Genomic DNA, 25,599 nt, shown 5'->3' with positions numbered 1-25,599 from the left:
ACGGCGAGATATCTGCCTAAGCCCCCACCAGCAGCGCCACGCCGACCACGATCAGCGCGATACCAAAGATCTCACGCGGCGCGATCGGCTGCTTGAACGAGTAATATGCCACCGCTTGCGCGAACAGCACCTCGATCAAAGCGAGCGTGCGGACATTGGCGGCTGCCGTCAGCGCAAAGGCCAGGAACCAGAATTGCGAAGCGAAGGCGCCCATGAAGCCCGCAAGCAGCGACGGCCTCCAGAGTCCCAGGATCGACTGAAGCACTTTTGGCGCGCGCCAGAGCAGATAGATCGTCAGGATCAGCGTCTGCACGAACAGGCCGAGCACCAGCGTGAACGACGCCGCCGTCACGAATGAGACGTTCGGCACGTTGATGATCGCGCCGCGGAAACCAACCGCCGACAGCGCGAACGCCGCTGCCGCGACGAGGCCGGTGACGGTCGGCTTCAGCTCGGCAAAGCTCTTCTCGCCGCCCGGCCGCAGCGCGGTGATGACGACGCCGACGGTCGCGATCACGATCGCCAGCACCTTCAGCCATGTCAGGTGATCGCCGAGGAAGACGAAGCCGAAGATCGCAGTCTGAATCGCCTCGGTCTTCAAATACGCCGTCGTCACCACGAAGGAGCGGTCGTTCATCGCGAGCAGCATCAGCCCGGTCGCAACGATTTGGCTGAGCGCACCGAGCAGCAGCCACGGCCAGAACACGGTCGGCGGCATGCCGAGATGATCGCCCGTCGCCACCAGCACAACGCCCAGAAACAGCAGCGAGAACGGGAAGCCGAACAGGAAGCGGATATTGGTCGCGCCCCAGGTCCCCAGCGGCTTCGTGAGCGATCGCTGCATCGCATTGCGCGCGACCTGGCCGAGCGCAGCAATGACGGTGAAGGGAATCCAGAGGCTGGTGACGGTGAGCATGGGGGTGGGAGTGGGTGAGGTGAGATTCAGCCAAACTGCCGCCAGCATTGCAGCAGGTCAATCACGCCCACGTCATGGGAGCATTGCTCTTGCTACAGTGTAGTCCCGGCCCCCCGTGCGCAATTGCGCACGGGGGGCCGGGACGACACCGTGTTTGTGGACGCAGTTCGCCGTCGCTCTACGTCCCCCTCATACCATCCCTTCCGCCACCACCATGTAGTTCACGTCCATATCCGACGAGAGCGTCCATTTGTCGGCGAAGGGGGAGTAGACGACGCCGGTCTGCTCGGTGATGACGAGGCGGTTGTCGAGGAGATGCTTGGTCAGCTCGTCGGGGGTGACGAACTTGTTCCATTCGTGGGTGCCGCGCGGCAGCCAGCGCAACACGTATTCGGCGCCGACGATGGCGAGCGCAAAGCTTTTCCAATTGCGGTTGAGTGTGGACACCACCATAAGGCCGTTCGGCTTCAGCATCGAGGCGCAGCGCTTGAGGAAGACGCCGACGTCGACGACGTGCTCGACCACCTCCATCGCCAGCACGATGTCGAAGCGCTCGCGCGGGTCGATCTCCTCTACCGTGGTGCAGCGATAGTCGATCGACAGATGGCTCTTGTCGGCATGCAGCTTCGCCGCGGCGATGTTGCTCGCCGACGGATCGACGCCGATGACCTGCGCCCCCAGCCGCGACAGCGGCTCGCACAGCAGGCCGGCACCGCAACCGATGTCGAGCACGCGCAGGCCGCCGAGGCAGTTGAGGCTGCGCACATTGCGCTCGAACTTGCGGCAGGCGGCGTCGCGGATATAGCCGAGCCGCAGCGGATTGATCCGGTGCAGCGGTGCCATCTTGCCCTTGGGGTCCCACCACTCGGCCGAGAGCTTTGAGAATTTCGCGATCTCGGCGGCGTCGACGGTCGAGCCCGGCGGGGGGCTTGCGGTTGCGGAAGTATCTTGCTGCATGCTCATGGTTACGCGCGGTCCTACCGCGTGGTGATCGAACTACGGAAGGCCAGCGGCGAGGCGATGGTCTTGATCGTCTCGATCCCCTCGCCGACGCCGCGAATGGTCACGTCGCCGTAGTTGAGAATTCGTCCAAGAATGGTCTGATTGACGTCGACACTCTCGACCTTGTCCAGCGCCATCTCGAAGGTGCGGCGCTTGATGAAGCCGGTCTTGTGGACAACCCGGAGGTTGGTGACGTCAGTCTCGGTCGTGAAGCGGTGGAACCAGCCCTTCACGGTCCAGAACAGGGCGGCCAGCGCCACCAGGCCGGAAGCGACGAGACACAACAGGACGAGCCCCTCGACCGTCGTTTGCCGAGAAGCCACAAAGAGGGCCAGGGCCACGATCCAGGCCACGATCGCCGGAAAATAGAAGATCCAGTGCGCATTGGTCGAATACAGCACCCGCTCGCCCGGTTGCAGAATCTCGTCGATATAGCGCGCCATAAGCTCGATTAACCCATTGCCCGGATTGGCCCCGCAGGAACCCGCTTGCTCCCGGCCCCGCCCCTCTGTATACGCGCGGTCGGAATCCGCGAGGCGTCCGTCCAGCGCGGGTCACCATACTGATCCTTCTGAAGGAATGCACGCGTCGTCATGAGCCGCCTCGTGATGAAATTCGGCGGCACGTCCGTCGCCAACATCGAACGTATCCGCAACGTCGCACGCCATGTGAAGCGTGAGGTCGACGCCGGCCATGAGGTGGCCGTGGTCGTCTCGGCGATGTCGGGCAAGACCAACGAGCTGGTGGCCTGGTGCACCGAGGCCTCGCCGATGCACGACGCGCGCGAATACGACGCCGTCGTCGCCTCCGGCGAACAGGTGACCTCGGGCCTGCTCGCGATCGTGCTCCAGGGCATGGGCATCCAGGCCCGCTCCTGGCAGGGCTGGCAGATCCCGATCAAGACCAGCGACGCCCATGCCTCGGCCCGGATCGAGGACATCGACGGCAGCGAGATCATCACCCGTTTTAAGGATCGCAAGGAGGTCGCGGTCATCGCCGGCTTCCAGGGCATCGATCCCAAGACCAACCGGATTACCACGCTGGGCCGCGGCGGCTCCGACACCTCGGCCGTGGCGATCGCGGCCGCCGTCAAGGCCGACCGCTGCGACATCTACACCGACGTCGACGGCGTCTACACCACCGACCCGCGAATCGTGCCGAAGGCCAAAAGGCTCGACAAGATCGCGTTCGAAGACATGCTGGAACTGGCCTCCCAGGGCGCGAAAGTGCTCCAGGTGCGGTCGGTGGAACTCGGCATGGTCCACAACATGCCGATCTTCGTCCGCTCGAGCTTCGACAAGCCCGAGGATATCGACCCGCATGCCAACCAGCCGCCCGGCACGCTGATCTGCAGCGAGGAGGAGATCATGGAAAGCCACGTCGTCACCGGCATCGCCTTTTCGAAGGACGAGGCCCAGATCTCGGTGCGCCAGATCGAGGACAAGCCCGGCGTCGCCGCGTCGATCTTCGGCCCGCTCGCGGATGCCAATATCAACGTCGACATGATCGTTCAGAACGTGTCCGAGGACGGCAAGACCACCGACCTCACCTTTACGGTGCCGGCGGCCGACTACAACCGCGCCAAGGATACGATTACCGCCGCCAAGGCCACGATCGGCTATATCAGGCTCGATACCGCTACCGACGTCGCCAAGATCTCGGTGATCGGCAGCGGCATGCGCAGCCATGCCGGCGTCGCCGCCCAGGCGTTCTCGGCCCTCGCCAGACGGAATATCAACATCCGGGCCATTACAACCTCCGAGATCAAGTTCTCGGTTTTGATCGACACCGCCTATACCGAGCTTGCGGTGCGCACCTTGCACACGCTCTACGGCCTCGATCAGGCTTAGACTAATTTTCTCTTAGCGGTCGCAGCAAACACGAAGGTGTACACACCTTCGCGTTTGGCAGGCGTTTTGCTTGGCAAAACAAGCCCCAATTCGCTATACGGCGAACAGGGTGGGCTGCCGCAGACTGTGTCCCAGTTCAGGCTGCTGATTCGGTGCAAGCGGTGGTTTGCGCCTGCGCCGGACAGACAATTTGATTGTTTTTCTGGAATTTTGGGCCAGCCGCCGGCCAATATCGCCGGGCCGGGCAGACGGAGGAGATTGACGGTTCATGCGGAGCGCGTCGGGAGGTCCCCGCGTCTTGTTGAGACGGCTCCGCGAAACCATGGCGGAGCAGGTCTCGGCCCAGGAGCGGCTGGACAAGATCGTGGTGCTGATCGCCGCCAACATGGTGGCCGAGGTGTGCTCGGTCTATGTGCTGCGCATCGACAACACCCTCGAGCTCTACGCCACCGAAGGCCTCAACCGCGAGGCCGTGCACCATACCGTGCTGAGCGCCCATGAGGGCCTGGTCGGCCTCGTCGCCAGCGAGGCGACGCCGCTCAACCTGAACGACGCCCAAAGCCACCCGGCCTTCTCGTTCCGCCCCGAAACCGGCGAAGAGATTTACCACTCGTTCCTCGGCGTGCCGATCCTGCGCGCCGGCAATACGCTCGGCGTGCTGGTGGTGCAGAACCGCGCCAAGCGCACCTATGTCGAGGAAGAGCTCGAGGCGCTGCAGACCACAGCCATGGTGCTGGCGGAGCTGATCGCGTCGGGCGAATTGTCCGCGCTCGCCCAGCCTGGCGCCGAGCCCGCCGCGCGCCATTCCACCGAGAAGGCCGGCGCAATTCTCTCGGAAGGCATCGCGCTCGGCCACGTCGTGCTGCACGAGCCGCGCGTCGTCATCAAGGACTACATCGCCGAGGATCTGCCGAAGGAGATCAAGCGGCTCGACACCGCGCTTGCCAAGCTGCGCTCGGATCTCGACCGGATGCTGGAGCGCGGCGACGTTGCCGAGGGCGGCGAGCATCGCGACGTGCTCGAAGCCTACCGCATGTTCGCCAACGACCAGGGCTGGTCGCACAAGCTGCACGAGGCGGTCGCCACCGGCCTCACCGCGGAAGCCGCGGTCGAGCGCGTCCAGTCCGACACCCGCGCCCGCATGCTGCGCGTGACCGATCCCTATTTGCGCGACCGGCTGCACGATCTCGAGGACCTCGGCTATCGCCTGATGCGGCAGCTGGTCGGCCAGGACCATGCGCCCTCGCGCGAGCAGATGCCCGACAATGCCATCGTCATCGCACGCGCGATGGGACCGGCGGCGCTGCTCGACTATGACCGCAAGCGCCTGCGCGGCATCGTGCTGGAGGAAGGCACCGCCAACTCCCACGTCTCGATCGTGGCGCGCGCGCTCGGCATTCCCGCCGTCGGCGAGGTCCCGAACGCGACCGGCATCGCCGATCCCGGCGACGCTATCATCGTCGACGGCACCTCGGGCGCGATCTATGTGCGGCCGTCGCAGGAAGTCGAGGCTGCCTATGCCGAGCGCGTGCGCTTCCGCGCCCGCCGCCAGGCGCAATATCTGGCACTGCGTGACCGCCCCTGCGTCACCAAGGACGGCCAGAAGGTCGAGCTCCTGATCAACGCGGGCCTTGCCATCGACCTGCCGCATATCGAGGACACCGGCAGCGCCGGCATTGGGCTGTTCCGCACCGAATTGCAATTCATGGTCGGTCAGAGCCTGCCGCGCACCAGTGACCAGCTCGCGCTCTATCGCGCCGTGCTGGATGCCGCAGGCCACAAACCCGTCACCTTCCGCACCCTCGACATCGGCGGCGACAAGGCGCTGCCTTATATGGAGACAGTGATCGAGGAGAATCCCGCGCTCGGCTGGCGCGCGATCCGGCTCGGGCTCGACCGTCCCGGCCTGTTGCGTGGCCAGATCCGCGCGCTGCTGCGCGCCGGCGGCGGCCGCGCGCTGCGTATCATGTTCCCGATGATCTCGGAGGTCGCCGAGTTCGATGCTGCGAAGTCGCTGGTCGAGCGCGAGCTGACTTATCTGCGCCAACACGGCCACACGCTGCCGGAGCGCATCGACATCGGCACCATGGTCGAGGTGCCGGCGCTGCTCTATCAGCTTGACGAGCTGCTGCAGAAGGTCGACTTCATCTCAGTCGGCTCCAACGATCTGTTCCAGTTCCTGTTCGCGGTCGACCGTGGCAATGCCAAGGTCTCCGAGCGCTTCGACACCATGTCGACGCCGATCCTGCGCGCGTTGCGCGACATCGCGCGCAAGTCGCTGGCGGCGCAGAAGTCGCTGTCGCTTTGCGGCGAGATGGCCTCGAAACCGATCGGCGCGCTGGCGCTGATCGCGATGGGCTACCGTTCGCTGTCGCTGTCGGCGACCGCGCTCGGCCCGGTCAAGGCGATGGTGATCGATCTCGACGCCAAGAAGGCCGAAGCGATGCTTGGGCCACTGCTGGATGCGCCGGCCGGCAGCGTCTCGATCCGGCAAAAGCTGACGGAATTTGCCGAGGCCGAAGGCCTGGCGTTGTAGCGGGCCTGCCGCCCGTCTTCGCCGCCTCGCCTTCCTCCGCCTTTTGAGACCAAACCGATGTCGTCACTCCCCGAAGCCAAACTTGACGTCCTGCTCGCGCATCACGCCTCGCTCGAGGCCGAATCGCTGGGACAGCTCTCCTCCGAGCGCTATGTGCAGGTTACGCGCGAGCTCGCCGAGATCACTCCGCTGATCGAGGCGGTAAAGACTTATCGTGCAGCCGTGAAGGAGCTCGCCGACACCGAGGCGCTGATCGCCGATCCTGCGACCGATCCCGAGATGCGCAGCATGGCGGAAGCCGAGCGCGACGAGCTCAATCCGAAGATCGATGATCTCATCCAGAAGATCCGCGTCGCGCTGCTGCCCAAGGACGCCATGGACGACCGCAACGTCGTGCTCGAAATCCGTGCGGGCACCGGCGGCGACGAGGCCTCGCTGTTCGCCGGCGACCTGTTCCGGATGTACGAGCGCTTTGCCGCCTTGCAGGGTTGGAAGGTCGAGGTGATCTCGGCGAGTGAAGGCACCGTCGGCGGCTATAAGGAAATCATCGCGGAGGTGCAGGGCCGCGGCGCGTTCTCCAAGCTGAAGTTCGAATCGGGCGTGCACCGGGTGCAGCGGGTGCCCGACACCGAGACGCAGGGGCGCATCCACACCTCGGCCGCCACCGTCGCGGTGCTGCCCGAAGTCGAGGATGTCGACGTCGAGATCAAGAATGACGATCTGCGCATCGAGACCATGCGCGCGCAAGGCGCCGGCGGCCAGCACGTCAACAAGACGGAATCGGCGATCCGCATCACTCACATTCCGACCGGCATCGTGGTGATGATGCAGGACAGCCGCTCGCAGCATAAGAACCGCGCCTCCGCCATGAACATCCTGCGCTCGCGCATCTACGATGCCGAGCGGCAGCGCGTCGACGCCGCGCGCTCGGCCGAGCGCAAGGAGAAGGTCGGCTCCGGCGACCGCTCTGAGCGTATCCGCACCTATAATTTTCCGCAGGGGCGCGTCACCGACCACCGCATCAATCTGACGCTCTACAAGTTGCCGCAGGTGATCGCGGGCGAAGCGCTCGGCGAATTGACCGATGCGCTGACCACCGAGCACCAGGCCGCGCAGCTCGCCGCGCAAGGCGCGGCGGCGTGAGCAATCCCCTCACCGGACGAACGATCGAGGGTGCGCGGCGCGCGCTGGCGGCGCGGCTGCAATCGGCCGGCATCGATGAGCCGTCTCTCGATGCGCGCCTGCTCGTCGGCGCCGCGCTGGGGCTCGATCTGACCGGCCTGATCACGCGGGCGGCGCGATATCTCACACCCGAGGAGGCTGTTCGGCTCGAAGCTTATGCGCAGCGAAGGCTCGCGCATGAGCCGGTCGCCCGCATTCTCGGCACGCGGGAATTCTGGGGCTTGCCGTTCCGCCTCTCCGAGGCGACGCTGGTGCCGCGGCCGGATACCGAGACCGTGGTCGAGCTGGCGCTCGATATTTTTCGCGAACGCACGGCCGCGGGACGGCGCCCACGCATCGCCGATATCGGCACCGGATCCGGCGCCATTCTGCTCGCGTTGCTGCACGAGATTCCGGATGCTTTCGGCGTCGGCACTGATCTCAGCCTCACCGCACTCGGCACGGCAAAAGGCAATGCCGCCGCTCTCGGCCTTGCCGATCGCGCGGGGTTCGTCGCCTGCTCCTATGCAGCGGCGCTTCACGGCCCGTTCGATTTGATCGTGTCCAACCCGCCCTATATTCCTGCCGGGGAAATTCCGAAACTGAGCATCGAGGTGCGCGAGCACGATCCGCATCTGGCGCTCGACGGCGGCAATGACGGCTATGACGCCTACCGCGCCCTGATTCCACAGGCGGCCGAGCGGCTCGCCCCCGGCGGCGCCCTGATCGTCGAGGCCGGCCAAGGCCAGGCCGGAGATATTGCAACCCTAATGGCGGCTGCCGCGTTATTGCAGGACAGGCCGCCCAAGGCCGACCTGGCGGGCATTCCCAGGGCCGTCTCGGCCCGAAAAATGCCTCCATAAAAGCCGGATTGGGCTGCAAAAAACCTCTTGGAATATCCCTTGGGAACGACTACCTTTCGTCTAGCACATCGGTGTCGGCCCCGTAGACCCACGGGCGAAAGCCGGGCTCTCAGGCGAGAGCTTCACTGATTTTAGGTTCCAAGCCGCAGGTCCTGTTAAGCGCGATGGCCCACTGAGGTACGCTGCTTTCCGACCGCAACGTGAACGAAAGCCTGATATTGCGCTTGAACACTTACGCAAGAAAGCTGGGCTTGTTTCGGCAGGCGATATGAATGGGTTCGCTGGCAATGGATGCTGGCGGGTGGGGAACGCGTCTTTGTTGAACGCGACGGTCGACGAACATCGGCAGGGTTCAATCCCGCTCTTGCGCGCGGTGCGCGTGAGGCATGTGAACCGCTGTCATCAGGTCACTCCAAGCAATCAGTAATGCGTGCAACCTTTAGGGCTGGAATTAAAGGCAGGACATGAGAAACGGTCAGAACAAGCAGCGGATGCGCAACCGCAACAACAACAACAACAACAACAACAACAATAACCGGCGCGGCCAGAACCCGATGACCCGGGTCTTCGAATCGAACGGCCCCGACATCAAGATCCGCGGTACCGCCTCGCACATTGCCGAAAAATATCTGCAGCTTGCGCGCGACGCGCGCTCTTCGGGCGACCCGGTCGCCGCCGAAAACTATTACCAGCATGCCGAGCATTATTTCCGACTGATCGCGGCAGCCCAGGAACAGTTCCGCCAGAACCAACAGCCGCGCGGCGACGAGCCCGTCAGCACCAGCAGCGACGACGGCGAGGATGACGGCGAGAATTTCTCGAATTTCGGCCAGGAGCCGGGATTTGTTCCGCAACCGCAGCAGCAGAATTTTGCGCGCGACGGCCAACGCGATCAACAGCAACGCGATCACCAGCAGCGTGATTATCAGCAGCGTGACAACCCGCCCTATCAGCGCGACAACCAGCAGCCGCGCGAGCACCGCGAGCGCGACCACCGTCCGCAGCCGCAATATCAACCCCAGCCGCAGCCCCAACCGCAACCGCTGAACCAGCCGCAGCCCGTCATTGCCGATGCCGGCAATGTCGACCGCCTGCCCTCCTTCATCACCGGCGCACAGCCGCAGGTGAATGGTGCTCCGGGCGGCCTCGAAGGTGGCAATGGTGGTGGTGGCGAGCGGTTTCCGCGGCGGCGCCGCCGGCCGCATAGCGGCCCGCGCCCCGAGCGCGAGGCAGCTCCTGCCGCTTCCGGCGACGATCTCGCCCCCAGCGAGTAAGTTGCAGCCAAATTTCAGATTTGCGATGCATGATCGTCCCGGCCTCGCCGGGACGATTTGTTTTTAGCCCCGCGTCACCGACGTCGAGGACGGCACCAGCACCGGCTTCAACGAGGGAATCAGCCGCGCCCGTTCGCGCTTGGCGGGGATCGCGCGATAGACCTGCTTGGTCGCTTCGACGATGTGGACGCCGGCAAAAGGCAGCGACAGCGCAGCACCGGCACGCTCCCACATCTGCGCCGATTTCAGCACCCAGCGGCCCGCATAAGGCGGCATGAACAACGCCTCGCCCCAGCCGGTCGGCGTGAACCAGGTCTGGCGCAACAGGTCTGTGATCTGCGAGCGCGAATAGGGACGACCATGGCCGAACGGCGTGTTGTCGCTGCGCGTCCACACGCCGCGCCGATTCGGGATCACCGCCATGACGCGGCCGGACGGCGACAGCACCCGCCAGACCTCCCGCAACAGCGCGGCCGGATCGTCCGACATCTCGAGGGCATGGACCAGCAGGATGCGGTCGACCGCGGCATCGGGGAGCGGCAGCGAGAACTCGTCGATCAGCGCGGCCAGCGCCGGCCGCCCCGTGGGCCATTTCAACACGCCCTGCGCCGCCGGCATGAAGGCGATGCAGCGCTCCGCATCCTCGCGGAACAATCCCAGATAGGGCGTGGGATAGCCGATGCCAAGCACACGCTGGCCCTCGGCTGTCGGCCAGCGCTCCCGGATGCCGCGGTTGATCATCTGCCGCGCCACGATGCCGAGGCGCCGGGAATAGAACTCGCGAAGGTCGACGACGTCGATGGTCATGACGGCAATGTAACATGCACAAGGCGGCGGCCGCGCGCTGAATATTGCATTGCCTGCGCAACGTTAACGCCATATCTGTCTGACGGGGCTGAGCCCGATGGAGATGTCATGGCCGCCGAAATTCGTACTTTCGCCTGTTTAAACGACAATTTCGGTTATCTGATCCACGATCTGGAAACCAAGGCAACCGCCTCGATCGACGCTCCGGAAGCCGGTCCCATCATCAAGGCGCTGGAGCGGGAGGGCTGGCAACTTACCGATATCCTGATCACCCATCATCATGGCGATCATGTCGGCGGGGTCGCCGAACTCAAGCAGAAATACAATTGCCGCGTCGTCGCGCCGCATGACAAGACGGCAAAAATTGCCGATGTCGATTTGCGTGTCGCCAATGCAGACGTGGTCAAGGTCGGCACGCTGCTCGGGCGTGTGCTGGAAACGCCCGGCCACACGCTCGACCATATCTCCTACGTGTTCGACACCGAGAAGACGCTGTTCGCCGCCGATACGCTGTTCTCGATCGGCTGCGGCCGCGTGTTCGAGGGCACCTACCCGATGATGTGGGACTCGCTATTGAAGCTGCGGGCCCTGCCTGACGACTTCAAGCTCTATTGCGGCCACGAATACACGGCGTCCAATGTCAAGTTCGCGCTGACCGTCGATCCCGATAATGCGGCCCTCCAGGCACGCGCGGCGGAAGTGACGAGGTTGCGGGCGGAGAACAAGCCGACCATTCCCTCACTGCTTGGTGATGAGAAGCGAGCAAACGTGTTCCTGCGCGCTGATGAAACGTCGGTCGCAGCCAGGCTACACATGAAGGGCGCGGATGCCGCCGCAGTGTTCGGCGAGCTGCGCGAGCGCAAAAACAAATCCTGAAGTACAAGTCCTGAAATACAAGTCCTGACGGGGATCGATGCCGACCGCAGCCGAGATCATCGCACGCCTTGAACTCCGCCCGCACCCCGAGGGCGGACATTATCGCGAGACCTTTCGCGACCAGACCACCGACGCCAATGGCCGCTCGCGCTCGACCCTCATCTACTTCCTGCTCGCACGCGGCGAGCGCTCGCACTGGCATCGCATCGATGCGGTCGAGACCTGGCACTATTATGCCGGCAGCCCGCTGACGCTGCGCATCGCCCATGACGGCTGCTCCCAGCACGAGGTGCGGCTCGGCGCGGATCTCGTGAGCGGCGAGCGGCCGCAGGCCATCGTGCCGGCGGACGCGTGGCAAATGGCGGAGACCACCGGCGAGTGGACGCTGGTCGGCTGCACCGTGGCGCCCGCCTTCGAGTTCGCAAAATTCGAGCTCGCGCCGAAAGGCTGGGAGCCGTAGCGATTGTCATTCCGGGACAGCCCGAAAAGGACTGGGCCAAGAATGTTTCTCATCGCCGTTGACGCGGATAAATGGATTCCGGATTCGCGCTCCACGCGCCCGGGACGACAGTCATCGCTTCCTCAGCACCATATCCTTTGCCGCAATCAGGCCGCCGCCGGCGATCAGGATTGCTGCAATCGCAATGTTGGCGCTGGCTTTGGCAAAGCCGGCGGCGATGAGAAAGCCGGTCGAGAGCAGCGGCGTCGCGTAGGAGGCGGCGCCGAGCACGCGAATGTCGCCGCGCTTCATGCCGATGTCCCAGGCATAGAAGGCAGCGCCGACGGGACCGATGCCGAGTGCGATCACGGCGAGCCATTGCAACGTCGTCTCGGGCCACACCGTGGTTTCGAGCAGACCATGCATCAGCGCGGCGAGCACTGACGTGGCGAGGCAGAAGCCCGCGACCGCGTCGGTCGGCACCGCCTTCAAGCGCCGCGACAGCACCGAATAGGTCGCCCAGACGAAGGCAGCGATGAAGGCCGCGACCAATCCCGGCACCGCGCCGGGCGCGAAGCCGGACGTATTGCCGGCAAACAGCAGCACGGTGCCGACGAGGCCGAGCACGGCGCCGATGATGTGATGCACGGCGAGCCGCTCGCCCGGCAGAAACGACGAGAACAGCACGATCAGCAGCGGCCACATGTAGTTCAGAAGGCCGGCTTCGGCCGGCGGCGCGAAGCGCAGCGCGAGGAAATAGAGCGCGTGATAGCCGAACAATCCGCCGACGCCGACGAGCCACACGACGAGCGGCTGACGCAGGCTCTTCGCCGCGTCGCCCCGGCCGATCCAGGTGAGCAGGCCGACGAGACCGCCGATCGCAAAGGTCATCGCAGCGAGCTGGAACGCCGGGATCTTTCCGGTCGCCACCGTCATCACTGACAACAACGACCACATCAGGATCGCGGCCAGTCCGATCAGTGTGGCGGTGCGCGGGGTCATGGATCAAAAGGCTCTGAGGACGATGATGCCCGGCACGAGGCCGGGCATTTGCGTCTTCACTATCGCCTTGTCGCGCCTGAAGCTACAGGCTTTTGGCTTAAGGGCTGCTGCCCCATCAGACCTGGTACTGACCACCATTGATGGTCATCGTCGATCCCGTGATGAAGCCGGCCTCGTCGGCCGCGAGGAACACGACCGCGCGCGCAATCTCCTCGGGCTCGCCGAGCCTGTTGACCGGGATCTGCGGGATCACGTTCTTCTCCAGCACGTCCTTCGGCACGGCCTGCACCATCTCGGTGTTGATGTAGCCAGGCGCGATGGCATTGACAGTAATGCCGCCCTTGGCATTCTCGATCGCGAGTGCCTTGGTGAAGCCGATGTCGCCGGCCTTTGCCGCGGAATAATTGACCTGGCCGAACTGTCCCTTCTGGCCGTTGATCGATGAGATCGAGATGACGCGGCCGAATTTGCGCGCACGCATGCCCTCGATCACCTGGCGCGTCATGTTGAACAGCGAGCCGAGATTGGTGTTGATCACGGCGTTCCACTGCTCGAGCGTCATCTTGTGGAAGGCTGTGTCGCGGGTGATGCCGGCATTGTTGACCAGGACGTCGACGGGACCGAGTTCGGCCTCGACCTTCTTCACGCCTTCGGCGCAGGCATCGAAGCTGCTGACGTCCCATTTGTAGACGGCGATACCGGTCTCGGCCTTGAACTTCTCCGCCGCCGCATCATTGCCGGCATAGCTCGCCGCGACCTTGTAGCCGGCCGCCTTCAGCGCCTTGCTGATCGCAGCTCCGATCCCCCGCGTACCACCCGTCACCAATGCCACTCGTGCCATGCTGCTTTCCTTCCCTCAACTTTTCCTTGGATTCTTTCTCGGACGTCCAGCGATCGTTTTAGATTTGGATTATGGGCGGCGTTTGACGGACATCAAGAACAAAACGCCCGGCGTTGAGCCGGGCGTTTGTATTTAGTCGAGGCTTGCGCCGTTGCGAAGAATATTTGATTTGCAACCGCTGCCTTTTTAGTCGCGTGCAACGCACTCAATCAGTGTGCAGCGCACGCGCAAGTGACGCGTAAGTTACGCATCAGCTATCTTCAGTCGCGCGCCAGACACATCGCGATACCCATGCCGCCGCCGATGCACAGCGTGGCGAGGCCCTTCTTCGAATCACGCTTCTGCATTTCGTGCAGCAGCGTCACCAGCACGCGCGCACCGGAGGCGCCGACCGGATGGCCGATCGCGATCGCACCACCGTTGACGTTGACCTTGGAGGTGTCCCAGCCGAGGTCCTTGTTGACGGCGCAGGCCTGCGCCGCAAAGGCTTCGTTGGCCTCGATCAGATCGAGATCGCCAACGCTCCAGCCGGCCTTCTTCAGCGCGGCGCGCGAGGCCGGGATCGGGCCCGAGCCCATGATCTTCGGATCGACGCCGGCCTGCGCCCAGGACACGATGCGCGCGAGCGGCTTCTTGCCTTCCTTGGCGGCCTGCTTGGCGGTCATCAGCACCACGGCAGCAGCGCCGTCATTGATGCCGGAGGCCGAACCTGCGGTGACCGTGCCGTCCTTTTCGAAGGCGGGACGAAGCTTCGCCATTGCGTCGAGCGTGGCGCCATGACGCGGATATTCGTCGGCGCTGACGACGACATCGCCCTTGCGACCTTTGATGGTGACCGGAACGATCTCGTCGTTGAACTTGCCGGCCTTCTGCGCGGCCTCGGCCTTCTGCTGCGAGGCGACCGCGAACTCATCCTGCTGGGCGCGGGTAATCTGCCACTGCCGCGCGACGTTCTCGGCGGTGTTGCCCATGTGGTAGCCGTTGAAGGCATCCCACAGGCCGTCCTTGATCATGGTGTCGACGAATTCGACGGGGCCCATTTTGACGCCGCCGCGCAGGTATTGGGCGTGCGGAGCCATGCTCATGGATTCCTGGCCGCCGGCGACCACGATCTCGGAATCGCCGTTGAGCAGCGCCTGATAGCCGAGCGCGACCGTGCGCAGGCCCGAGCCGCAGAGCTGGTTGACGCCCCAGGCCGGGCTCTCCACCGGAATGCCGGCCATGATCGAGGCTTGGCGTGCGGGGTTCTGGCCTTGGGCCGCGGTCAGGATCTGGCCCATGATGACTTCCGAGACCCGGCCGGGCTCGATGCCACCGCGCTCCAGCGCGGCCTTGATAGCGATGGCGCCCAGGTCGTGGGCGGGAAGGGTCGCGAACGCTCCGTTGAAGCTTCCGACCGGGGTGCGGGCGGCGCTGACGATGACGACATCGTCTGACATGGGCATCTCCTGAGGTTGAATGGGGGCAGACGGGGCTGGGGAAACGGCTCGCCAGTCTCGGATGGCATCCTGTTAACGTCGTTGAGGCATGTCAATCGGCGGGTGACCGAATTGATGCCGCAGCGCATTCAAAATAGCGTTCTTGGCGATTTCGCAAGCACGTTTTTGCTATGCAATTAACCGTGCCGCACAAAACGGTAGCGTGACCCCTTTGAAAATGCTTATTTTGTTGCGTTGCGTACTCTTCCGCCCTGCGGCATTGCCCCTGCAGGTTCCCGTTCTCAGCGTCTTTGAAGTGAGAGCCCATGGCGAAATCAGACCAACCCACCACCATCAAGAAATACGCGAACCGCCGGCTCTATAACACCGGAACGAGCACCTACGTGACGCTGGAAGATCTCGCTGCCATGGTCAAGGACGGCGAAGATTTCCTGGTCTACGACGCCAAGTCCGGCGACGATATCACCCGCTCCGTGCTCGCCCAGATCATCTTCGAGCAGGAGAACAAGGCCGGCCAGAACCTGCTGCCGACCACCTTCCTGCGCCAGCTCATCCGCTTCTACGGCGACAGCATGCAGATGGTGGTGCCGAAATATCTGGAGCAGTCGATCGCGACGCTGACCCAGGAGCAGGAGAAGTTCCGCAAGCAGATCGCCAACACGCTCTCGGGCACGCCCTTTGCCCCGCTGGAAGAACAGGTCCGCCGCAACATGGAGCTGTTCCAGCAGACTTTCTCGATGTTCAAGCCGTTCGTTCCGCCGACCGGTCGCCCGGCAACGACCGAGCCGGAGGCCGATGCCGGCGCCGAGCCGGCCAAGGACACCAACATCGACGATCTGCGCCAGCAGATGAAGGAGATGCAGGAACGCCTCGATCGCATGTCGAAGAAAGACGAGTAGGTCTCTCGTTCGCATCGCCGCGTCCGCATCCGGCGGGCGCACGAACTCCCGATTGATCGCGGCATCGCCATTTGCGCGCTGCCCTCCCGGCCAAGGCCGGAGCCGCCATGTCTGACCGAACCACGCACTGGCAGAATGTCTACGCCACCAAGGGCGAGGCCGAGGTCAGCTGGTTTCAGGACAGTCCAGCGATCTCACTCGAGATGATTCGTGCGGCGAGTCCGGATCGTGCTGCGGCCATCATCGATATCGGCGGCGGCGCATCGCGATTGGTCGATGCACTGCTTCAAGACGGATTCCGCAATCTCGCCGTGCTGGACCTTTCCGCCAACGCGCTCAACGCAGCGAAGAAGCGAATCGGCGCGGCCGCCTCAACAGTCGACTGGATCGTCGCCGACGCCACCACTTGGCGCCCGGCGAAGACCTGGGACATCTGGCACGATCGCGCGGCGTTTCACTTCCTGACTGATCCGCACGACCGCGCCGCTTACGTCGAGCGCTTGCGGTCGGCGGTGGTGCCGGACGGGCACGTGATCATCGCGACGTTCGCGCCCGATGGCCCGGAGAAATGCAGCGGCTTGCCGGTGCAGCGGCACGACAGCGCGAGCCTTTCAGCGGAGCTCGGGCCGGAGTTCGAGCTGGTCGAGGCGCGCAGCGAGACGCATCACACGCCGTGGCATTCGACGCAGGCGTTTCAGTTCAGCCGATTTCGACGGCGGGGCTAGCTCCCGTCAAGCCGCCAGCTTCACCGCATGCGCAAAATCCCAATAGAGCTTGCGCGCCCTGGTGTAGAGCGGGCCCGGCTTCAGCTCGCGCGCGTCGATGCGAATCACCGGCGCGACTTTGGCGAAATTGCCGGTGGAGAAGATCTCGTCAGCGGCAACGAAATCGGCATAGCGCAGCGTCTTCTCGACCACGGTGACGCCGTCGGCGCGGAGCAGGCTGATCACGCGCTGGCGCGTGACGCCGTTGAGGAAGGTGCCGTTCGCCACCGGCGTGAAGACCACGCCGTCCTTGGCCATGAACACGTTCGAATTGCCGAACTCCGCGACATTGCCGAGCATGTCGAGCATCAGCGCGTTCTGGAAGCCGCGCGAGGCCGCTTCCGCCAGCGCCCGCGAATTGTTCGGATAGAGACAGGCGGCCTTGGCTTCGACCGGCGCACATTCGGCGGTGGGCCTGCGGAACGGCGACAGCGTGATCGCGTTGCCGACCGGCTTCGGCATCGGCGCCTCGTAGATACATAGACACCAATTGGTGGTTTCAGGGTCGAACAGCACGCCGCCGCCGGCACCGTTCTGCGCCCAATACATCGGACGGATATAGAGTTCGGCATTCCGCGCAAAGCGCGCGATGCCTTCGTTGGCGAGCGTGAGCCAGGTGGCGGCATCGACCACGGGCTTCAGACCAAAATTGATCGCGGACTGATTGGCGCGGGCGACGTGCCGGTCGAGATCCGGTGCCACGCCCTCGAACGCGCGCGCACCGTCGAACACGACCGAGCCGAGCCAGGCCGCATGCGTGCGCGGCCCCATGATCGGCACGTTGCCGTCATGCCATTTGCCCTCGAAGAAGGTCCAGCTCGGCGAATATTCGATCGGCTTCTTGATCTCGGCCATGATCGGCCTCCCCTCGAAAAATATCCGGGCATTATTGTCCCCAATTTCTAAACGATTTGCTGCGGGGAAGCACCAACTCTCCCTCCAGGGGCGATCGCCTGAGCGCGCGCCTCGTCCTTCGAGACGACCGCTCCGCGGTCTCCTCAGGATGAGGCTAATCGGCATTGGTCTCCGTTGAAACTGGCGCCGCATGCTCCGCCCTCATCCTGAGGAGCCCGCCCAAAGCGGGCGTCTCGAAGGATGGCCGCAGCAAAAAGCGCTCAAATGCGATAGCCCTGCCTCCAGGAGGCTAAGACAACGGCGCGACCAAACCGGCTATAGTGGCGGGCACGTCACGGAGTCTCCCATGCCGCTCGATCCGCTCGCAAAGCGCCTGTTGACCATGATGGCTGCCGCCGCGCCGCAGGCGCGGAGCCGGCCGAGTGTCGAGGCGCGCCGACAATCGCTGTCGAAGCTGATGCAGTTCGCGCGGGCCGAGGCACCGAACGTGACGGCCTTCGACGGCATGCTGCCCGGTCCCGGCGGAGAGCTGCCCTATCGCCTCTATTCGCCGGCGTCTGCCGGCGAGCGCGCGCCGGGCTTCGTGTTCTTTCATGGCGGCGGGCTCGTCGCCGGCAGCATTGCGACGCATGACCGTATCGCGGCGGCACTGGCGCATGCGACCGGCTGCCGCCTCGTTTCGGTCGACTACCGCCTCGCGCCCGAGCACAAATTTCCTGCTGCTGTCGACGACGCGATCGGAGCCACCGAGTGGGTGGCGCGCGAAGCTTCATCTCTCGGCATCGCCGCCGACCGGCTGGTTGTCGGCGGCGATTCCGCCGGCGCGACGCTGGCTGCGATCGTATGCCAGGAGGCGGCGCAGAGCGCCGGCCTCTCTATCGTCGCGCAATGCCTGATCTGCCCGGTGCTGGATTTCGAGGAGACCTCACCCTCGCGCGAGGCCTTCGCCGAAGGACATCTGATCGACCGCGTGACCATCGAGGCCGATCTGTCCGACTATCTGCCCGAAGGCCTGGACGCCGCCGATCCCCGCATCTCGCCGCTGCGCGCGACGCGTCTCGCTGGCCTGCCGACCGCGATCATCCACACCGCCGAGTTCGACCCGATGCGCGACGAAGGCAATGCCTACGCGCGCAAGCTGCTCGCCGCGGGCGTCGCGGTCGAGCACGTCTGCCATGACGGCATGGTCCACAATTTCCACGCCATGGGCGCGATCCTGCCGCAGGCGCAACTCGTGCTGTCGCAGATCGGCGAGCAGGTCAGGCGGGCCGTGGAGAAATGAAGGCGCGAATCATGCCCGCGCATCGAGCACGGCCCTGGCTGCCACGACATAGTCCGGCCAATGCGCGTCCGCATAGCGTTCGGCCTGGCGTGCGCAGGCGACATCGGGCGCATGCGCGGCGGCAATCATGCGCGCGAAGCGTTCTTCGGCAACTGTCGTATCGGCAATAGCCGGTGCCGTCGCGGCGGCCACGGCGGTCGGAGCCACGGCGAGCCCCGCCATTCCAGCGAGCAGGATGCGGCGTGACGTGGTCATGGCTGTCGTCCTCTATTGTCGGCCTGCACAGTGCCGGGCGCGTGTGTCCGTACGATCACGACAGGGTAACCGCGCACACGCGCATCGTCCATTGCCCGTGGAGAGACCTTGACCACACGAACGATCACGTTCCATCTAGCGAGCGGTTCCGTCACTAGAACGCCACCGTCGGATTGCACGTGTCCCACCGCAGCCCACGCATCGCCCCGCGCGAGGCACGGCTCTGGTTCGCAAGCAGGGCCCCGGAATGAGTATCAGAGCCGCCTCTATTCCGGCACCGGCACGTCGAACGTATTCAGCGTGACCGAAACCATGCAATAGACGCCGACGAGATAGGACAGCTCGGCCGCGCCGTGCTCGCCGAATTCCTTCACCGCAGCCCGATAGGTCAGCTCAGGCAGCACGCCGCCGCTGACCAGGGCAGACGCCATGTCGTAAGCGACCGCCTCCTGCTTGGTGAGATCCACCGGCCGTTGTCCGGCGACGATGGTCGCGAGCTTCTCGTCGGAGAGGCCGCGCTGCTCGGCCACCAGCACGTGAGCATAGAGCTCGTAGCCCGAGCGAAAATGCGAGCCCGTGACGAGGATTGCGACCTCTCGCACCGGCGCCGGCAGCAGCGGGTTCGACGCGATCGCCTTGACCAGCTCCCACACCGGCCCGCCGAAGCGTGGCTCGCGGATCCAGGGATTCCAGGGGCCGAGCAGCGCGCCGTCGCCGCGCATGTTCACAAAGCCCTTGAAGTGGTCCTTGATCCCCGCCTGCATGTCGGCATAGAGCGGCTTCTGTTCGTCGGTCAGGTCTTTTGGATCGAGAATGGGAAGGCGCACGGCAGGATCTCCTCGTTGAGAAGGTCGAAAGCTCGCCCGCGTGCGCGCGCAAGGCAAGTGAAGTTGCCGTGACGACCGTGCAATTTCGCAAATGGCAGACAGACGCCGCCATGACGCCTTCAGGGCATCATGGGCTCTGCGGATTGACCACATCGTCGACTGCAAGCGCCAGCGGCTGCGCGGTGTCGAGGAACGACGACAAGGTCGCCTCGAACGGCGCCGGATCGAGACCGCGCGCGGCGAGCCAGGCGGGCTCATAATACGTCTGCCGGTAACGCTCGCCGGAATCGCAGATCAGCGTCACCAGCGATCCCGTCTGGCCTGCCTTGCGCATCTCCGAGGCGAGCCGGCACAGCGCGAGGAAATTGGTGCCGGTGGAACCGCGCACCGCACGCCGCAGCCGGCGCGACAGCACGTTCATCGCCGCGATCGTCGCCGCATCCGGGATCTTCATCATGCGGTCGACCACGCCCGGCACGAAGGACGGCTCACAGCGCGGCCGGCCGACGCCTTCGATCAGCGAGGGGCGTTCGCAAACATGGGAGCGGTCCTGCGAGCGGAAGCAATCGAAAAAGGCGGAATGCTCGACATCGGCCACGCACAGCCGCGTCGGATATTGGCGATAGCGCAGATAGCGACCGATGGTGGCCGAGGTGCCCCCGGTGCCCGCCCCCATCACGATCCAGTCGGGAAGCGGACGCGGCTCGCCCTTCAACTGAGTGAAGATCGATTCGGCGATGTTGTTGTTGCCACGCCAGTCGGTGGCGCGCTCGGCGAAGGTGAACTGATCCATGTAGTGGCCGCTCAGCCGGGTCGCGAGCGCGGCGGCCTCCGCATAGAGCGCGCGGCCGTCGTCGATCAGATGGCAATTGCCGCCATAATGCTCGATCGCGGCGATCTTTTCCGCCGAGGTCGTGCGCGGCATTACGGCGTAAAAGGGCACGCCGATCATCTGCGCGAAATACGCCTCCGACACCGCGGTCGAACCCGACGACGCCTCCACGACGGGCGTGCCTTCGCGGATATGGCCGTTGCAGAGGGCGTAGAGGAACAGCGAGCGCGCCAGCCGGTGCTTCAGGCTGCCGGTCGGATGCGTGGACTCATCCTTCAGATAGAGGTCGATGCCTGATAGCGCCGGCACGATCAGCCGAATCAGATGGGTGTCGGCCGTGCGGCACTGGTCGGCTTCGATCGCAGCGATGGCCTCGTCGACCCAGCCGCGCCGGTAGGCCGGGGCGACGGGATCATGCTGGCGAAAGGGAAGCGGCTGCATCGGGCGAATCTTGTCATGATGCGTATCGCGCATCAATAGCTCCGGCTCAAAACTCCAGCGGCGCATTGTCGACGACCTCCTTCATCACGAAGAAGGTGCGGGTCTGGCGCACGCCGGGGAGCGCGATGAGCTGCTCGCCATGAATGCGGTTGAAATCCTCCATGTCGCCGACGCGGATTTTCAGGAAATAGTCGAAGTCGCCGGCCACGAGGTGGCAGTCGAGCACGAATTTCAGCCTGGCGATCGCCTGCTCGAAGGTCGCAAAGCTTTCCGGGGTCGAGCGGTCGAGCACGACGCCGACCATCACCAGCGTGCCCTTGGCCACCTTCTTCGGCGCCACCATGGCGCGGACCGCGGCAATAAAGCCGTCCTCGAACAGGCGCTGGGTCCGACGGTGGCAGGTGGCGGGGCTGATCGCGACGGTTTCGGCCAGCTCGGCATTGCTGAGCCGGCCGTTATTCTGCAACAATCTCAACATCTTGAGGTCGATGCGATCGAGACGGGCGGACATGGAAGAAGCTTCCGGCTTTTGACGTTATTGCGGAAGGAATACTACCAAATTTCATCATCGTCGCAAGATTATGTGCAATATGGGTGCAATATTCGAGAGCACCTTTTTGCAGTGCGATGCTAGCCATCTCCCAGACCAACGCCAATCGGGATGATCCAATGAGACTGGACAAATTCGCGCGTTATCCGCTGACCTTCGGCCCGACGCCCATCGAGAAACTGGAGCGGCTGTCGAAGCATCTCGGCGGCAATGTCGAGATCTACGCCAAGCGCGAGGACTGCAATTCCGGCCTCGCCTACGGCGGCAACAAGCTGCGCAAGCTCGAATACATCATCCCCGACGCGATCGCGTCGAACGCCGACACGCTGGTCTCGATCGGCGGCGTGCAGTCGAACCACACCCGCATGATCGCCGCGGTCGCCGCCAAGATCGGCATGAAGTGCCGCCTGGTGCAGGAAGCCTGGGTGCCGCACGAGGACGCCGTCTACGATCGCGTCGGCAACATCATGCTCTCGCGCATCATGGGCGCGGACGTGCGACTGGTCGACGACGGTTTCGACATCGGCATCCGCAAGAGCTGGGAGCAGGCGATCGAGGAAGTGAAAGCTGCGGGCGGCAAGCCCTACGCGATCCCGGCCGGCGCCTCCGTGCACAAATTTGGCGGGCTCGGCTATGTCGGCTTCGCCGAGGAAGTGCGCAAGCAGGAGAAAGAGCTCGGCTTCAAGTTCGACTACATCATCGTCTGCACCGTGACCGGTTCGACCCATGCCGGCATGCTGGTCGGCTTTGCCGCCGACGGCCGCGCGCGAAAAGTGATCGGCATCGATGGGTCGTTCACGCCGGCGCAGACGAAATCGCAGGTCCTCGAGATCGCGCAGAGCACCGCTGAACTCGTCGAGCTCGGCAAGGAGCTCGTCGCCGACGACGTCGTGCTGATCGAGGACTATGCCTATCCCGCCTATGGCGTGCCGTCGGAAGAAACCAAGGAAGCGATCCGCCTCACCGCGCGGCTCGAGGGCATGATCACCGACCCCGTCTACGAGGGCAAGTCGATGCAAGGTCTGATCGACCTGGTGCAGAAGGGCCATTTCGAGAAGGGCGCGAAGATTCTCTATGCCCATCTCGGTGGCGCGCCGGCGCTGAATGGGTATGCGTATGCGTTCAGAAATGGCTGAGTGAGAGGCGCGCGCTACCGCGTCCGCACGATCTGCAGCAGCTCCTCGCCGTAGTGCTCCAGCTTCTTGTCGCCGATGCCTGGGACGTTGCGCAGCTCGTCCAGCGTGGTCGGCCACGCCCGGACGATGCCGTCGATGGTGGCGTCGTGCAGCACGACATAGGCGGGCACTCCACGTTCGCGCGCGATATCCGAGCGCCAGGAGCGTAGCCGCGCGCGCAGTTCGGGATCGACATCGCCCTGCGGCGCGCTGGCGGCCGGCGCAAGATCGCCGCGGCGGGATTTTGCGCGGCTTGACCGAACCCGCGTGCCAGGCGCTTCCTCGCGCAGCCACACCTCGGTCTCCCCGCGCAGCACGCCGCGCGCGGTCTCCGTCAGCTTCAGCGCACCAAAGGCTTCGCTGTCGCTCTGCAAATGGCCCATGGCCACCAGCTGCCGCAGCACGGTGCGCCATTGCTTCTCGTTGAGTTCGCGCCCGATGCCGAACACCGACAGCTTGTCGTGGCCGAACTGCGTCACCTTCTCGGTCAGGCGTCCGATCAACACGTCGATCAGATGCATCGCGCCAAAACGCTGACCGGTGCGATAGGCGCATGAGAGTAGTTTTTGCGCCAGAACCTTGCCTTCGCGCATTTTTGGCGGCGTCAGGCAATTGTCGCAATTGCCGCAGGTCTCGCCATGCGATAGCTCGCCGAAATAGCCGAGCAGCCGCTTGCGCCGGCACTGCGCGGTCTCGGCGAGCGCGACCAGCGCATCGAGCTTGCCGATCGACACGCGCTTGAAATCGTCGGAGCCGCTGGACTCGTCGATCATGCGGCGCTGCTGCACGATGTCGGAGAGGCCGTAGGCCATCCACGCCGCCGCCGGCTTGCCATCGCGCCCCGCACGCCCGGTTTCCTGGTAATAGGCCTCGATGCTCTTGGGTAAATCGAGATGGGCGACGAAGCGCACGTCGGGCTTGTCGATGCCCATGCCGAAGGCGATGGTCGCGACGATGACGATGCCGTCCTCGTTGAGGAAGCGGTCCTGGTTGCGCGAGCGAACGTTACTGTCCAGCCCGGCATGATAGGGCAGCGCCGCAATGCGGGCCTCGGCGAGTGCGGCAGCAACCTCCTCGACGCGGTTACGGGACAGGCAATAGACCACGCCTGCGTCTCCGGCGTGGCGTTCCCGGATGAACTCCTTCAGTTGCGACACCGCATTGCGCTTGTCGACGATCTCGTAGCGGATGTTGGGCCGGTCGAAGCTCGAGACGAATTGCGGGCTATCTGTCAGCTGGAGCCGCTGGACGATCTCTTTCCGCGTCAGCTCGTCGGCGGTCGCTGTCAGCGCGATGCGTGGCACGTCGGGGAAGCGTTCGGCGATGATGGAGAGGCCGACATATTCGGGCCGGAAGTCATGACCCCATTGCGAGACGCAATGCGCTTCGTCGATCGCGAACAGCGCCACCTTGGCCTGCGCCAGCATCGACATACAGCGCGGCGTCACCAGGCGTTCGGGCGCCACATAGAGCAGGTCGAGATCGCCCGCGATCAGGCGCCGCTCGATGTCGGAGGCCTCCTGCAATGTCAGCGACGAGTTCAGTGCGGCTGCGTTGACGCCGGCCTCGATCAGACCTGCGACCTGGTCGCGCATCAGCGCGATCAGCGGCGAGACCACGATGCCGCAGCCTTCGCGCAACAGGGACGGCAATTGATAGCACAACGACTTGCCGCCGCCGGTCGGCATCAGCACCAGGCAATTGCCGCCGTCGGTGACGTGCCGGATGATTTCGCCTTGAGCGCCACGGAACCCCGGCAGGCCGAACACCGAATGCAGCACCGACAGCGCATCGCGGCCATCGGCCGGCGCGGGCAGCGGAGCGGTGGAAGGGGCGGACATGGGCGTGTCGGGGCTTTGCGAGATTCGTCACAAGGCCAGTCGCATGACGGCGCGGGCGTTGCAAGTCCATCTTCTCCCTCTCCCCCGCAACCGGGGAACAGGTGAAAGCTACGCCCCAATCCTGCGCAAGGCCTCGGCGACCGTCACGACCGGCATGTTGCGCTTTTCCGCAGCCTTCAGCGCGTGGCGCAACAGATCGGGCGTGCAGCCATAGGGGCTCGGCGCGTCGACGACGTCGTGGCCGTAGAAGATCAGCCAGCCTCCGCTTGCGGTTGCCTCGTCGCAGTAACGGTCGACGCCCGCCGTATCGATCTCGTAATTGACCAGCGGCGAAGCGCGCAGAAACTGGAGATCGATGACGTCGCTGTTGACACCCGGAAGGATCCCTCGCGCGGAGCGGAAGTTTTGGGCGAGCTGCGGTTTGCGCCAGACCGAGGCGAGGCCATAGGGATAGGCAAAATTCTCAAGCCGGATCGAGGAATCGATGCTGCGAAAATGATTGCGGTTCCGCTCGATCTCGCGCGCCATCGCGCTTTCGTCGAGGTCGACCGCGCGCAAATGTGAAAAGGTGTGACAGCCGATCTCGTGACCGCCGCGATGCAGCCGGACGATCGCATCGTTCGACAGGCCGTGCCAGTGATCCCCCGGCTGATCGATCAAGCTGCCGGAGAGATAGAACGTGCCGCGCCCGCCATGCGCTTCCAGCAGCGAGGCGCCCTCGCCGGCGGCGCTGTCGGGGGCGTCATCGAAGGTGAAGCTCACCATCGGTGCGTGTGCCGGCAAGTGATGTGGCGCGGCGCGGAAATGCCGGGCCAGCCGATTGCTCACGCGTCCGTTGAGGGCCGACAGCACGGGTGCATTCCCTGTGAGTT

At 64.5% G+C, this 25,599-nt stretch carries 25 protein-coding genes; 11 read left to right on the top strand and 14 right to left on the bottom strand.

Translation table 11 applies throughout. The annotated features are described in order from the left end of the window. Window positions 1–16: 16 nt before the first annotated feature. The 3 genes from ACP2YP_RS03060 to ACP2YP_RS03050 all read right to left on the bottom strand — a co-directional run bounded on the left by ACP2YP_RS03060 (window position 17) and on the right by ACP2YP_RS03050 (window position 2,361). The gene (locus ACP2YP_RS03060) at window positions 17–916 is read right to left on the bottom strand and encodes an EamA family transporter (protein ID WP_426426456.1); all 900 of its coding nucleotides are present in this window, start codon (window positions 914–916) and stop codon (window positions 17–19) included. A gap of 189 nt (window positions 917–1,105) precedes the next feature. After that, entirely contained in the window at window positions 1,106–1,879 is a 774-nt protein-coding gene (gene ubiG, locus ACP2YP_RS03055; RefSeq protein ID WP_426422167.1) for a bifunctional 2-polyprenyl-6-hydroxyphenol methylase/3-demethylubiquinol 3-O-methyltransferase UbiG, read from the bottom strand. 14 nt (window positions 1,880–1,893) lie between these two features. Beyond that, window positions 1,894–2,361 (bottom strand): PH domain-containing protein, encoded by a 468-nt coding sequence (locus ACP2YP_RS03050; RefSeq protein ID WP_426422166.1) that lies wholly within the window; start codon window positions 2,359–2,361, stop codon window positions 1,894–1,896. A gap of 150 nt (window positions 2,362–2,511) precedes the next feature. On the opposite strand from ACP2YP_RS03050, the gene ACP2YP_RS03045 reads away from it, so the two are divergent. The 5 genes from ACP2YP_RS03045 (at window position 2,512) to ACP2YP_RS03025 (ending at window position 9,602) form a co-directional block, all read left to right on the top strand. Further along, window positions 2,512–3,768 (top strand): aspartate kinase, encoded by a 1,257-nt coding sequence (locus ACP2YP_RS03045; RefSeq protein ID WP_426422165.1) that lies wholly within the window; start codon window positions 2,512–2,514, stop codon window positions 3,766–3,768. Window positions 3,769–4,036: 268 nt separating this feature from the next. Next, window positions 4,037–6,304: a phosphoenolpyruvate--protein phosphotransferase gene (gene ptsP, locus ACP2YP_RS03040; RefSeq protein ID WP_426422164.1), complete on the top strand. Its 2,268-nt coding sequence runs from the start codon at window positions 4,037–4,039 to the stop codon at window positions 6,302–6,304. A 57-nt stretch (window positions 6,305–6,361) separates the two neighbouring features. Continuing rightward, on the top strand, window positions 6,362–7,447 hold the full coding sequence (gene prfA / locus ACP2YP_RS03035) for a peptide chain release factor 1 (protein ID WP_426422163.1): 1,086 nt from the start codon (window positions 6,362–6,364) through the stop codon (window positions 7,445–7,447). Beyond that, window positions 7,444–8,328, top strand: coding sequence for a peptide chain release factor N(5)-glutamine methyltransferase (gene prmC / locus ACP2YP_RS03030; protein ID WP_426422162.1), 885 nt, complete (start codon window positions 7,444–7,446; stop codon window positions 8,326–8,328). Before prfA ends, prmC begins: the two co-directional genes overlap by 4 nt. A 464-nt stretch (window positions 8,329–8,792) precedes the next feature. Next, a complete protein-coding gene (locus ACP2YP_RS03025) occupies window positions 8,793–9,602 on the top strand; it encodes a DUF4167 domain-containing protein (protein WP_426422161.1) in 810 nt (269 codons plus the stop codon). Between the two features lie 63 nt (window positions 9,603–9,665). Here ACP2YP_RS03025 and ACP2YP_RS03020 read toward each other — a convergent pair whose 3' ends face one another. Continuing rightward, window positions 9,666–10,409 carry a class I SAM-dependent methyltransferase gene (locus ACP2YP_RS03020; protein WP_426422160.1) on the bottom strand — a complete coding sequence of 248 codons (744 nt, stop codon included), beginning with the start codon at window positions 10,407–10,409 and terminating at the stop codon, window positions 9,666–9,668. A 108-nt stretch (window positions 10,410–10,517) separates the two neighbouring features. On the opposite strand from ACP2YP_RS03020, the gene gloB reads away from it, so the two are divergent. Beyond that, window positions 10,518–11,285 carry a hydroxyacylglutathione hydrolase gene (gene gloB, locus ACP2YP_RS03015; RefSeq protein WP_426422159.1) on the top strand — a complete coding sequence of 256 codons (768 nt, stop codon included), beginning with the start codon at window positions 10,518–10,520 and terminating at the stop codon, window positions 11,283–11,285. A 37-nt stretch (window positions 11,286–11,322) separates the two neighbouring features. Continuing rightward, a complete protein-coding gene (locus ACP2YP_RS03010) occupies window positions 11,323–11,745 on the top strand; it encodes a cupin domain-containing protein (protein WP_426422158.1) in 423 nt (140 codons plus the stop codon). Between the two features lie 111 nt (window positions 11,746–11,856). Here ACP2YP_RS03010 and ACP2YP_RS03005 read toward each other — a convergent pair whose 3' ends face one another. The 3 genes from ACP2YP_RS03005 to ACP2YP_RS02995 all read right to left on the bottom strand — a co-directional run bounded on the left by ACP2YP_RS03005 (window position 11,857) and on the right by ACP2YP_RS02995 (window position 15,006). Continuing rightward, window positions 11,857–12,726 carry a DMT family transporter gene (locus ACP2YP_RS03005; protein WP_426422157.1) on the bottom strand — a complete coding sequence of 290 codons (870 nt, stop codon included), beginning with the start codon at window positions 12,724–12,726 and terminating at the stop codon, window positions 11,857–11,859. Window positions 12,727–12,841: 115 nt separating this feature from the next. Then, window positions 12,842–13,567 (bottom strand): acetoacetyl-CoA reductase, encoded by a 726-nt coding sequence (gene phbB, locus ACP2YP_RS03000; protein WP_426422156.1) that lies wholly within the window; start codon window positions 13,565–13,567, stop codon window positions 12,842–12,844. A 260-nt stretch (window positions 13,568–13,827) separates the two neighbouring features. Then, entirely contained in the window at window positions 13,828–15,006 is a 1,179-nt protein-coding gene (locus ACP2YP_RS02995) for an acetyl-CoA C-acetyltransferase (protein WP_426422155.1), read from the bottom strand. A gap of 305 nt (window positions 15,007–15,311) precedes the next feature. Between ACP2YP_RS02995 and phaR the strand changes: the two genes are divergently transcribed. Both phaR and ACP2YP_RS02985 read left to right on the top strand, forming a co-directional pair. Next, window positions 15,312–15,905: a polyhydroxyalkanoate synthesis repressor PhaR gene (phaR, locus tag ACP2YP_RS02990; protein ID WP_426422154.1), complete on the top strand. Its 594-nt coding sequence runs from the start codon at window positions 15,312–15,314 to the stop codon at window positions 15,903–15,905. Window positions 15,906–16,012: 107 nt separating this feature from the next. Then, window positions 16,013–16,630, top strand: a complete 618-nt coding sequence (locus ACP2YP_RS02985; protein WP_426422153.1) for a class I SAM-dependent methyltransferase — start codon at window positions 16,013–16,015, stop codon at window positions 16,628–16,630. Window positions 16,631–16,636: 6 nt separating this feature from the next. Here the strand turns inward: ACP2YP_RS02985 and ACP2YP_RS02980 are convergent, their stop codons facing one another. Continuing rightward, window positions 16,637–17,524, bottom strand: a complete 888-nt coding sequence (locus ACP2YP_RS02980; protein ID WP_426422152.1) for a branched-chain amino acid aminotransferase — start codon at window positions 17,522–17,524, stop codon at window positions 16,637–16,639. A gap of 346 nt (window positions 17,525–17,870) precedes the next feature. Here ACP2YP_RS02980 and ACP2YP_RS02975 point away from each other — a divergent pair, with 346 nt between their 5' ends. Continuing rightward, window positions 17,871–18,806 (top strand): alpha/beta hydrolase, encoded by a 936-nt coding sequence (locus tag ACP2YP_RS02975; RefSeq protein WP_426422151.1) that lies wholly within the window; start codon window positions 17,871–17,873, stop codon window positions 18,804–18,806. A 9-nt stretch (window positions 18,807–18,815) separates the two neighbouring features. On the opposite strand, the gene ACP2YP_RS02970 is transcribed toward ACP2YP_RS02975, so the two are convergent. The 4 genes from ACP2YP_RS02970 to ACP2YP_RS02955 all read right to left on the bottom strand — a co-directional run bounded on the left by ACP2YP_RS02970 (window position 18,816) and on the right by ACP2YP_RS02955 (window position 21,672). Continuing rightward, complete coding sequence (locus ACP2YP_RS02970; protein ID WP_426422150.1) at window positions 18,816–19,061, bottom strand: hypothetical protein; 246 nt, start codon at window positions 19,059–19,061, stop codon at window positions 18,816–18,818. Between the two features lie 266 nt (window positions 19,062–19,327). Then, on the bottom strand, window positions 19,328–19,888 hold the full coding sequence (locus ACP2YP_RS02965) for a carboxymuconolactone decarboxylase family protein (RefSeq protein ID WP_426422149.1): 561 nt from the start codon (window positions 19,886–19,888) through the stop codon (window positions 19,328–19,330). Window positions 19,889–20,015: 127 nt separating this feature from the next. Beyond that, window positions 20,016–21,161 carry a PLP-dependent cysteine synthase family protein gene (locus ACP2YP_RS02960; RefSeq protein WP_426426455.1) on the bottom strand — a complete coding sequence of 382 codons (1,146 nt, stop codon included), beginning with the start codon at window positions 21,159–21,161 and terminating at the stop codon, window positions 20,016–20,018. Window positions 21,162–21,207: 46 nt separating this feature from the next. Further along, complete coding sequence (locus ACP2YP_RS02955; RefSeq protein WP_148755822.1) at window positions 21,208–21,672, bottom strand: Lrp/AsnC family transcriptional regulator; 465 nt, start codon at window positions 21,670–21,672, stop codon at window positions 21,208–21,210. 158 nt (window positions 21,673–21,830) lie between these two features. Between ACP2YP_RS02955 and ACP2YP_RS02950 the strand changes: the two genes are divergently transcribed. After that, complete coding sequence (locus ACP2YP_RS02950) at window positions 21,831–22,847, top strand: 1-aminocyclopropane-1-carboxylate deaminase (RefSeq protein ID WP_426422148.1); 1,017 nt, start codon at window positions 21,831–21,833, stop codon at window positions 22,845–22,847. A gap of 14 nt (window positions 22,848–22,861) precedes the next feature. Here the strand turns inward: ACP2YP_RS02950 and recQ are convergent, their stop codons facing one another. Together recQ and ACP2YP_RS02940 are read right to left on the bottom strand one after the other, a co-directional pair. Continuing rightward, window positions 22,862–24,727: a DNA helicase RecQ gene (gene recQ, locus ACP2YP_RS02945; RefSeq protein ID WP_426422147.1), complete on the bottom strand. Its 1,866-nt coding sequence runs from the start codon at window positions 24,725–24,727 to the stop codon at window positions 22,862–22,864. 108 nt (window positions 24,728–24,835) lie between these two features. After that, window positions 24,836–25,579, bottom strand: coding sequence for a polysaccharide deacetylase family protein (locus ACP2YP_RS02940; RefSeq protein WP_426422146.1), 744 nt, complete (start codon window positions 25,577–25,579; stop codon window positions 24,836–24,838). Between the last annotated feature and the right edge of the window lie 20 nt (window positions 25,580–25,599).

It is taken from the genome of Bradyrhizobium genosp. A (genome assembly GCF_049949275.1).
Taxonomy (GTDB): domain Bacteria; phylum Pseudomonadota; class Alphaproteobacteria; order Rhizobiales; family Xanthobacteraceae; genus Bradyrhizobium.
The sequence above is the reverse complement of the archived record's forward strand: the minus strand, read 5'-3'. Positions and strand labels throughout refer to the sequence as shown.

Coding starts and splice junctions, on each gene's coding strand:
- ACP2YP_RS03060 (WP_426426456.1), bottom strand. CDS start 916: ATGCTCACCGTCACCAGCCTCTGGATTCCCTTCACCGTCATTGCTGCG.
- ubiG (WP_426422167.1), bottom strand. CDS start 1,879: ATGAGCATGCAGCAAGATACTTCCGCAACCGCAAGCCCCCCGCCGGGC.
- ACP2YP_RS03050 (WP_426422166.1), bottom strand. CDS start 2,361: ATGGCGCGCTATATCGACGAGATTCTGCAACCGGGCGAGCGGGTGCTG.
- ACP2YP_RS03045 (WP_426422165.1), top strand. CDS start 2,512: ATGAGCCGCCTCGTGATGAAATTCGGCGGCACGTCCGTCGCCAACATC.
- ptsP (WP_426422164.1), top strand. CDS start 4,037: ATGCGGAGCGCGTCGGGAGGTCCCCGCGTCTTGTTGAGACGGCTCCGC.
- prfA (WP_426422163.1), top strand. CDS start 6,362: ATGTCGTCACTCCCCGAAGCCAAACTTGACGTCCTGCTCGCGCATCAC.
- ACP2YP_RS03025 (WP_426422161.1), top strand. CDS start 8,793: ATGAGAAACGGTCAGAACAAGCAGCGGATGCGCAACCGCAACAACAAC.
- ACP2YP_RS03020 (WP_426422160.1), bottom strand. CDS start 10,409: ATGACCATCGACGTCGTCGACCTTCGCGAGTTCTATTCCCGGCGCCTC.
- gloB (WP_426422159.1), top strand. CDS start 10,518: ATGGCCGCCGAAATTCGTACTTTCGCCTGTTTAAACGACAATTTCGGT.
- ACP2YP_RS03010 (WP_426422158.1), top strand. CDS start 11,323: ATGCCGACCGCAGCCGAGATCATCGCACGCCTTGAACTCCGCCCGCAC.
- ACP2YP_RS03005 (WP_426422157.1), bottom strand. CDS start 12,726: ATGACCCCGCGCACCGCCACACTGATCGGACTGGCCGCGATCCTGATG.
- phbB (WP_426422156.1), bottom strand. CDS start 13,567: ATGGCACGAGTGGCATTGGTGACGGGTGGTACGCGGGGGATCGGAGCT.
- ACP2YP_RS02995 (WP_426422155.1), bottom strand. CDS start 15,006: ATGTCAGACGATGTCGTCATCGTCAGCGCCGCCCGCACCCCGGTCGGA.
- phaR (WP_426422154.1), top strand. CDS start 15,312: ATGGCGAAATCAGACCAACCCACCACCATCAAGAAATACGCGAACCGC.
- ACP2YP_RS02985 (WP_426422153.1), top strand. CDS start 16,013: ATGTCTGACCGAACCACGCACTGGCAGAATGTCTACGCCACCAAGGGC.
- ACP2YP_RS02980 (WP_426422152.1), bottom strand. CDS start 17,524: ATGGCCGAGATCAAGAAGCCGATCGAATATTCGCCGAGCTGGACCTTC.
- ACP2YP_RS02975 (WP_426422151.1), top strand. CDS start 17,871: ATGCCGCTCGATCCGCTCGCAAAGCGCCTGTTGACCATGATGGCTGCC.
- ACP2YP_RS02970 (WP_426422150.1), bottom strand. CDS start 19,061: ATGACCACGTCACGCCGCATCCTGCTCGCTGGAATGGCGGGGCTCGCC.
- ACP2YP_RS02960 (WP_426426455.1), bottom strand. CDS start 21,161: ATGCAGCCGCTTCCCTTTCGCCAGCATGATCCCGTCGCCCCGGCCTAC.
- ACP2YP_RS02955 (WP_148755822.1), bottom strand. CDS start 21,672: ATGTCCGCCCGTCTCGATCGCATCGACCTCAAGATGTTGAGATTGTTG.
- ACP2YP_RS02950 (WP_426422148.1), top strand. CDS start 21,831: ATGAGACTGGACAAATTCGCGCGTTATCCGCTGACCTTCGGCCCGACG.
- recQ (WP_426422147.1), bottom strand. CDS start 24,727: ATGTCCGCCCCTTCCACCGCTCCGCTGCCCGCGCCGGCCGATGGCCGC.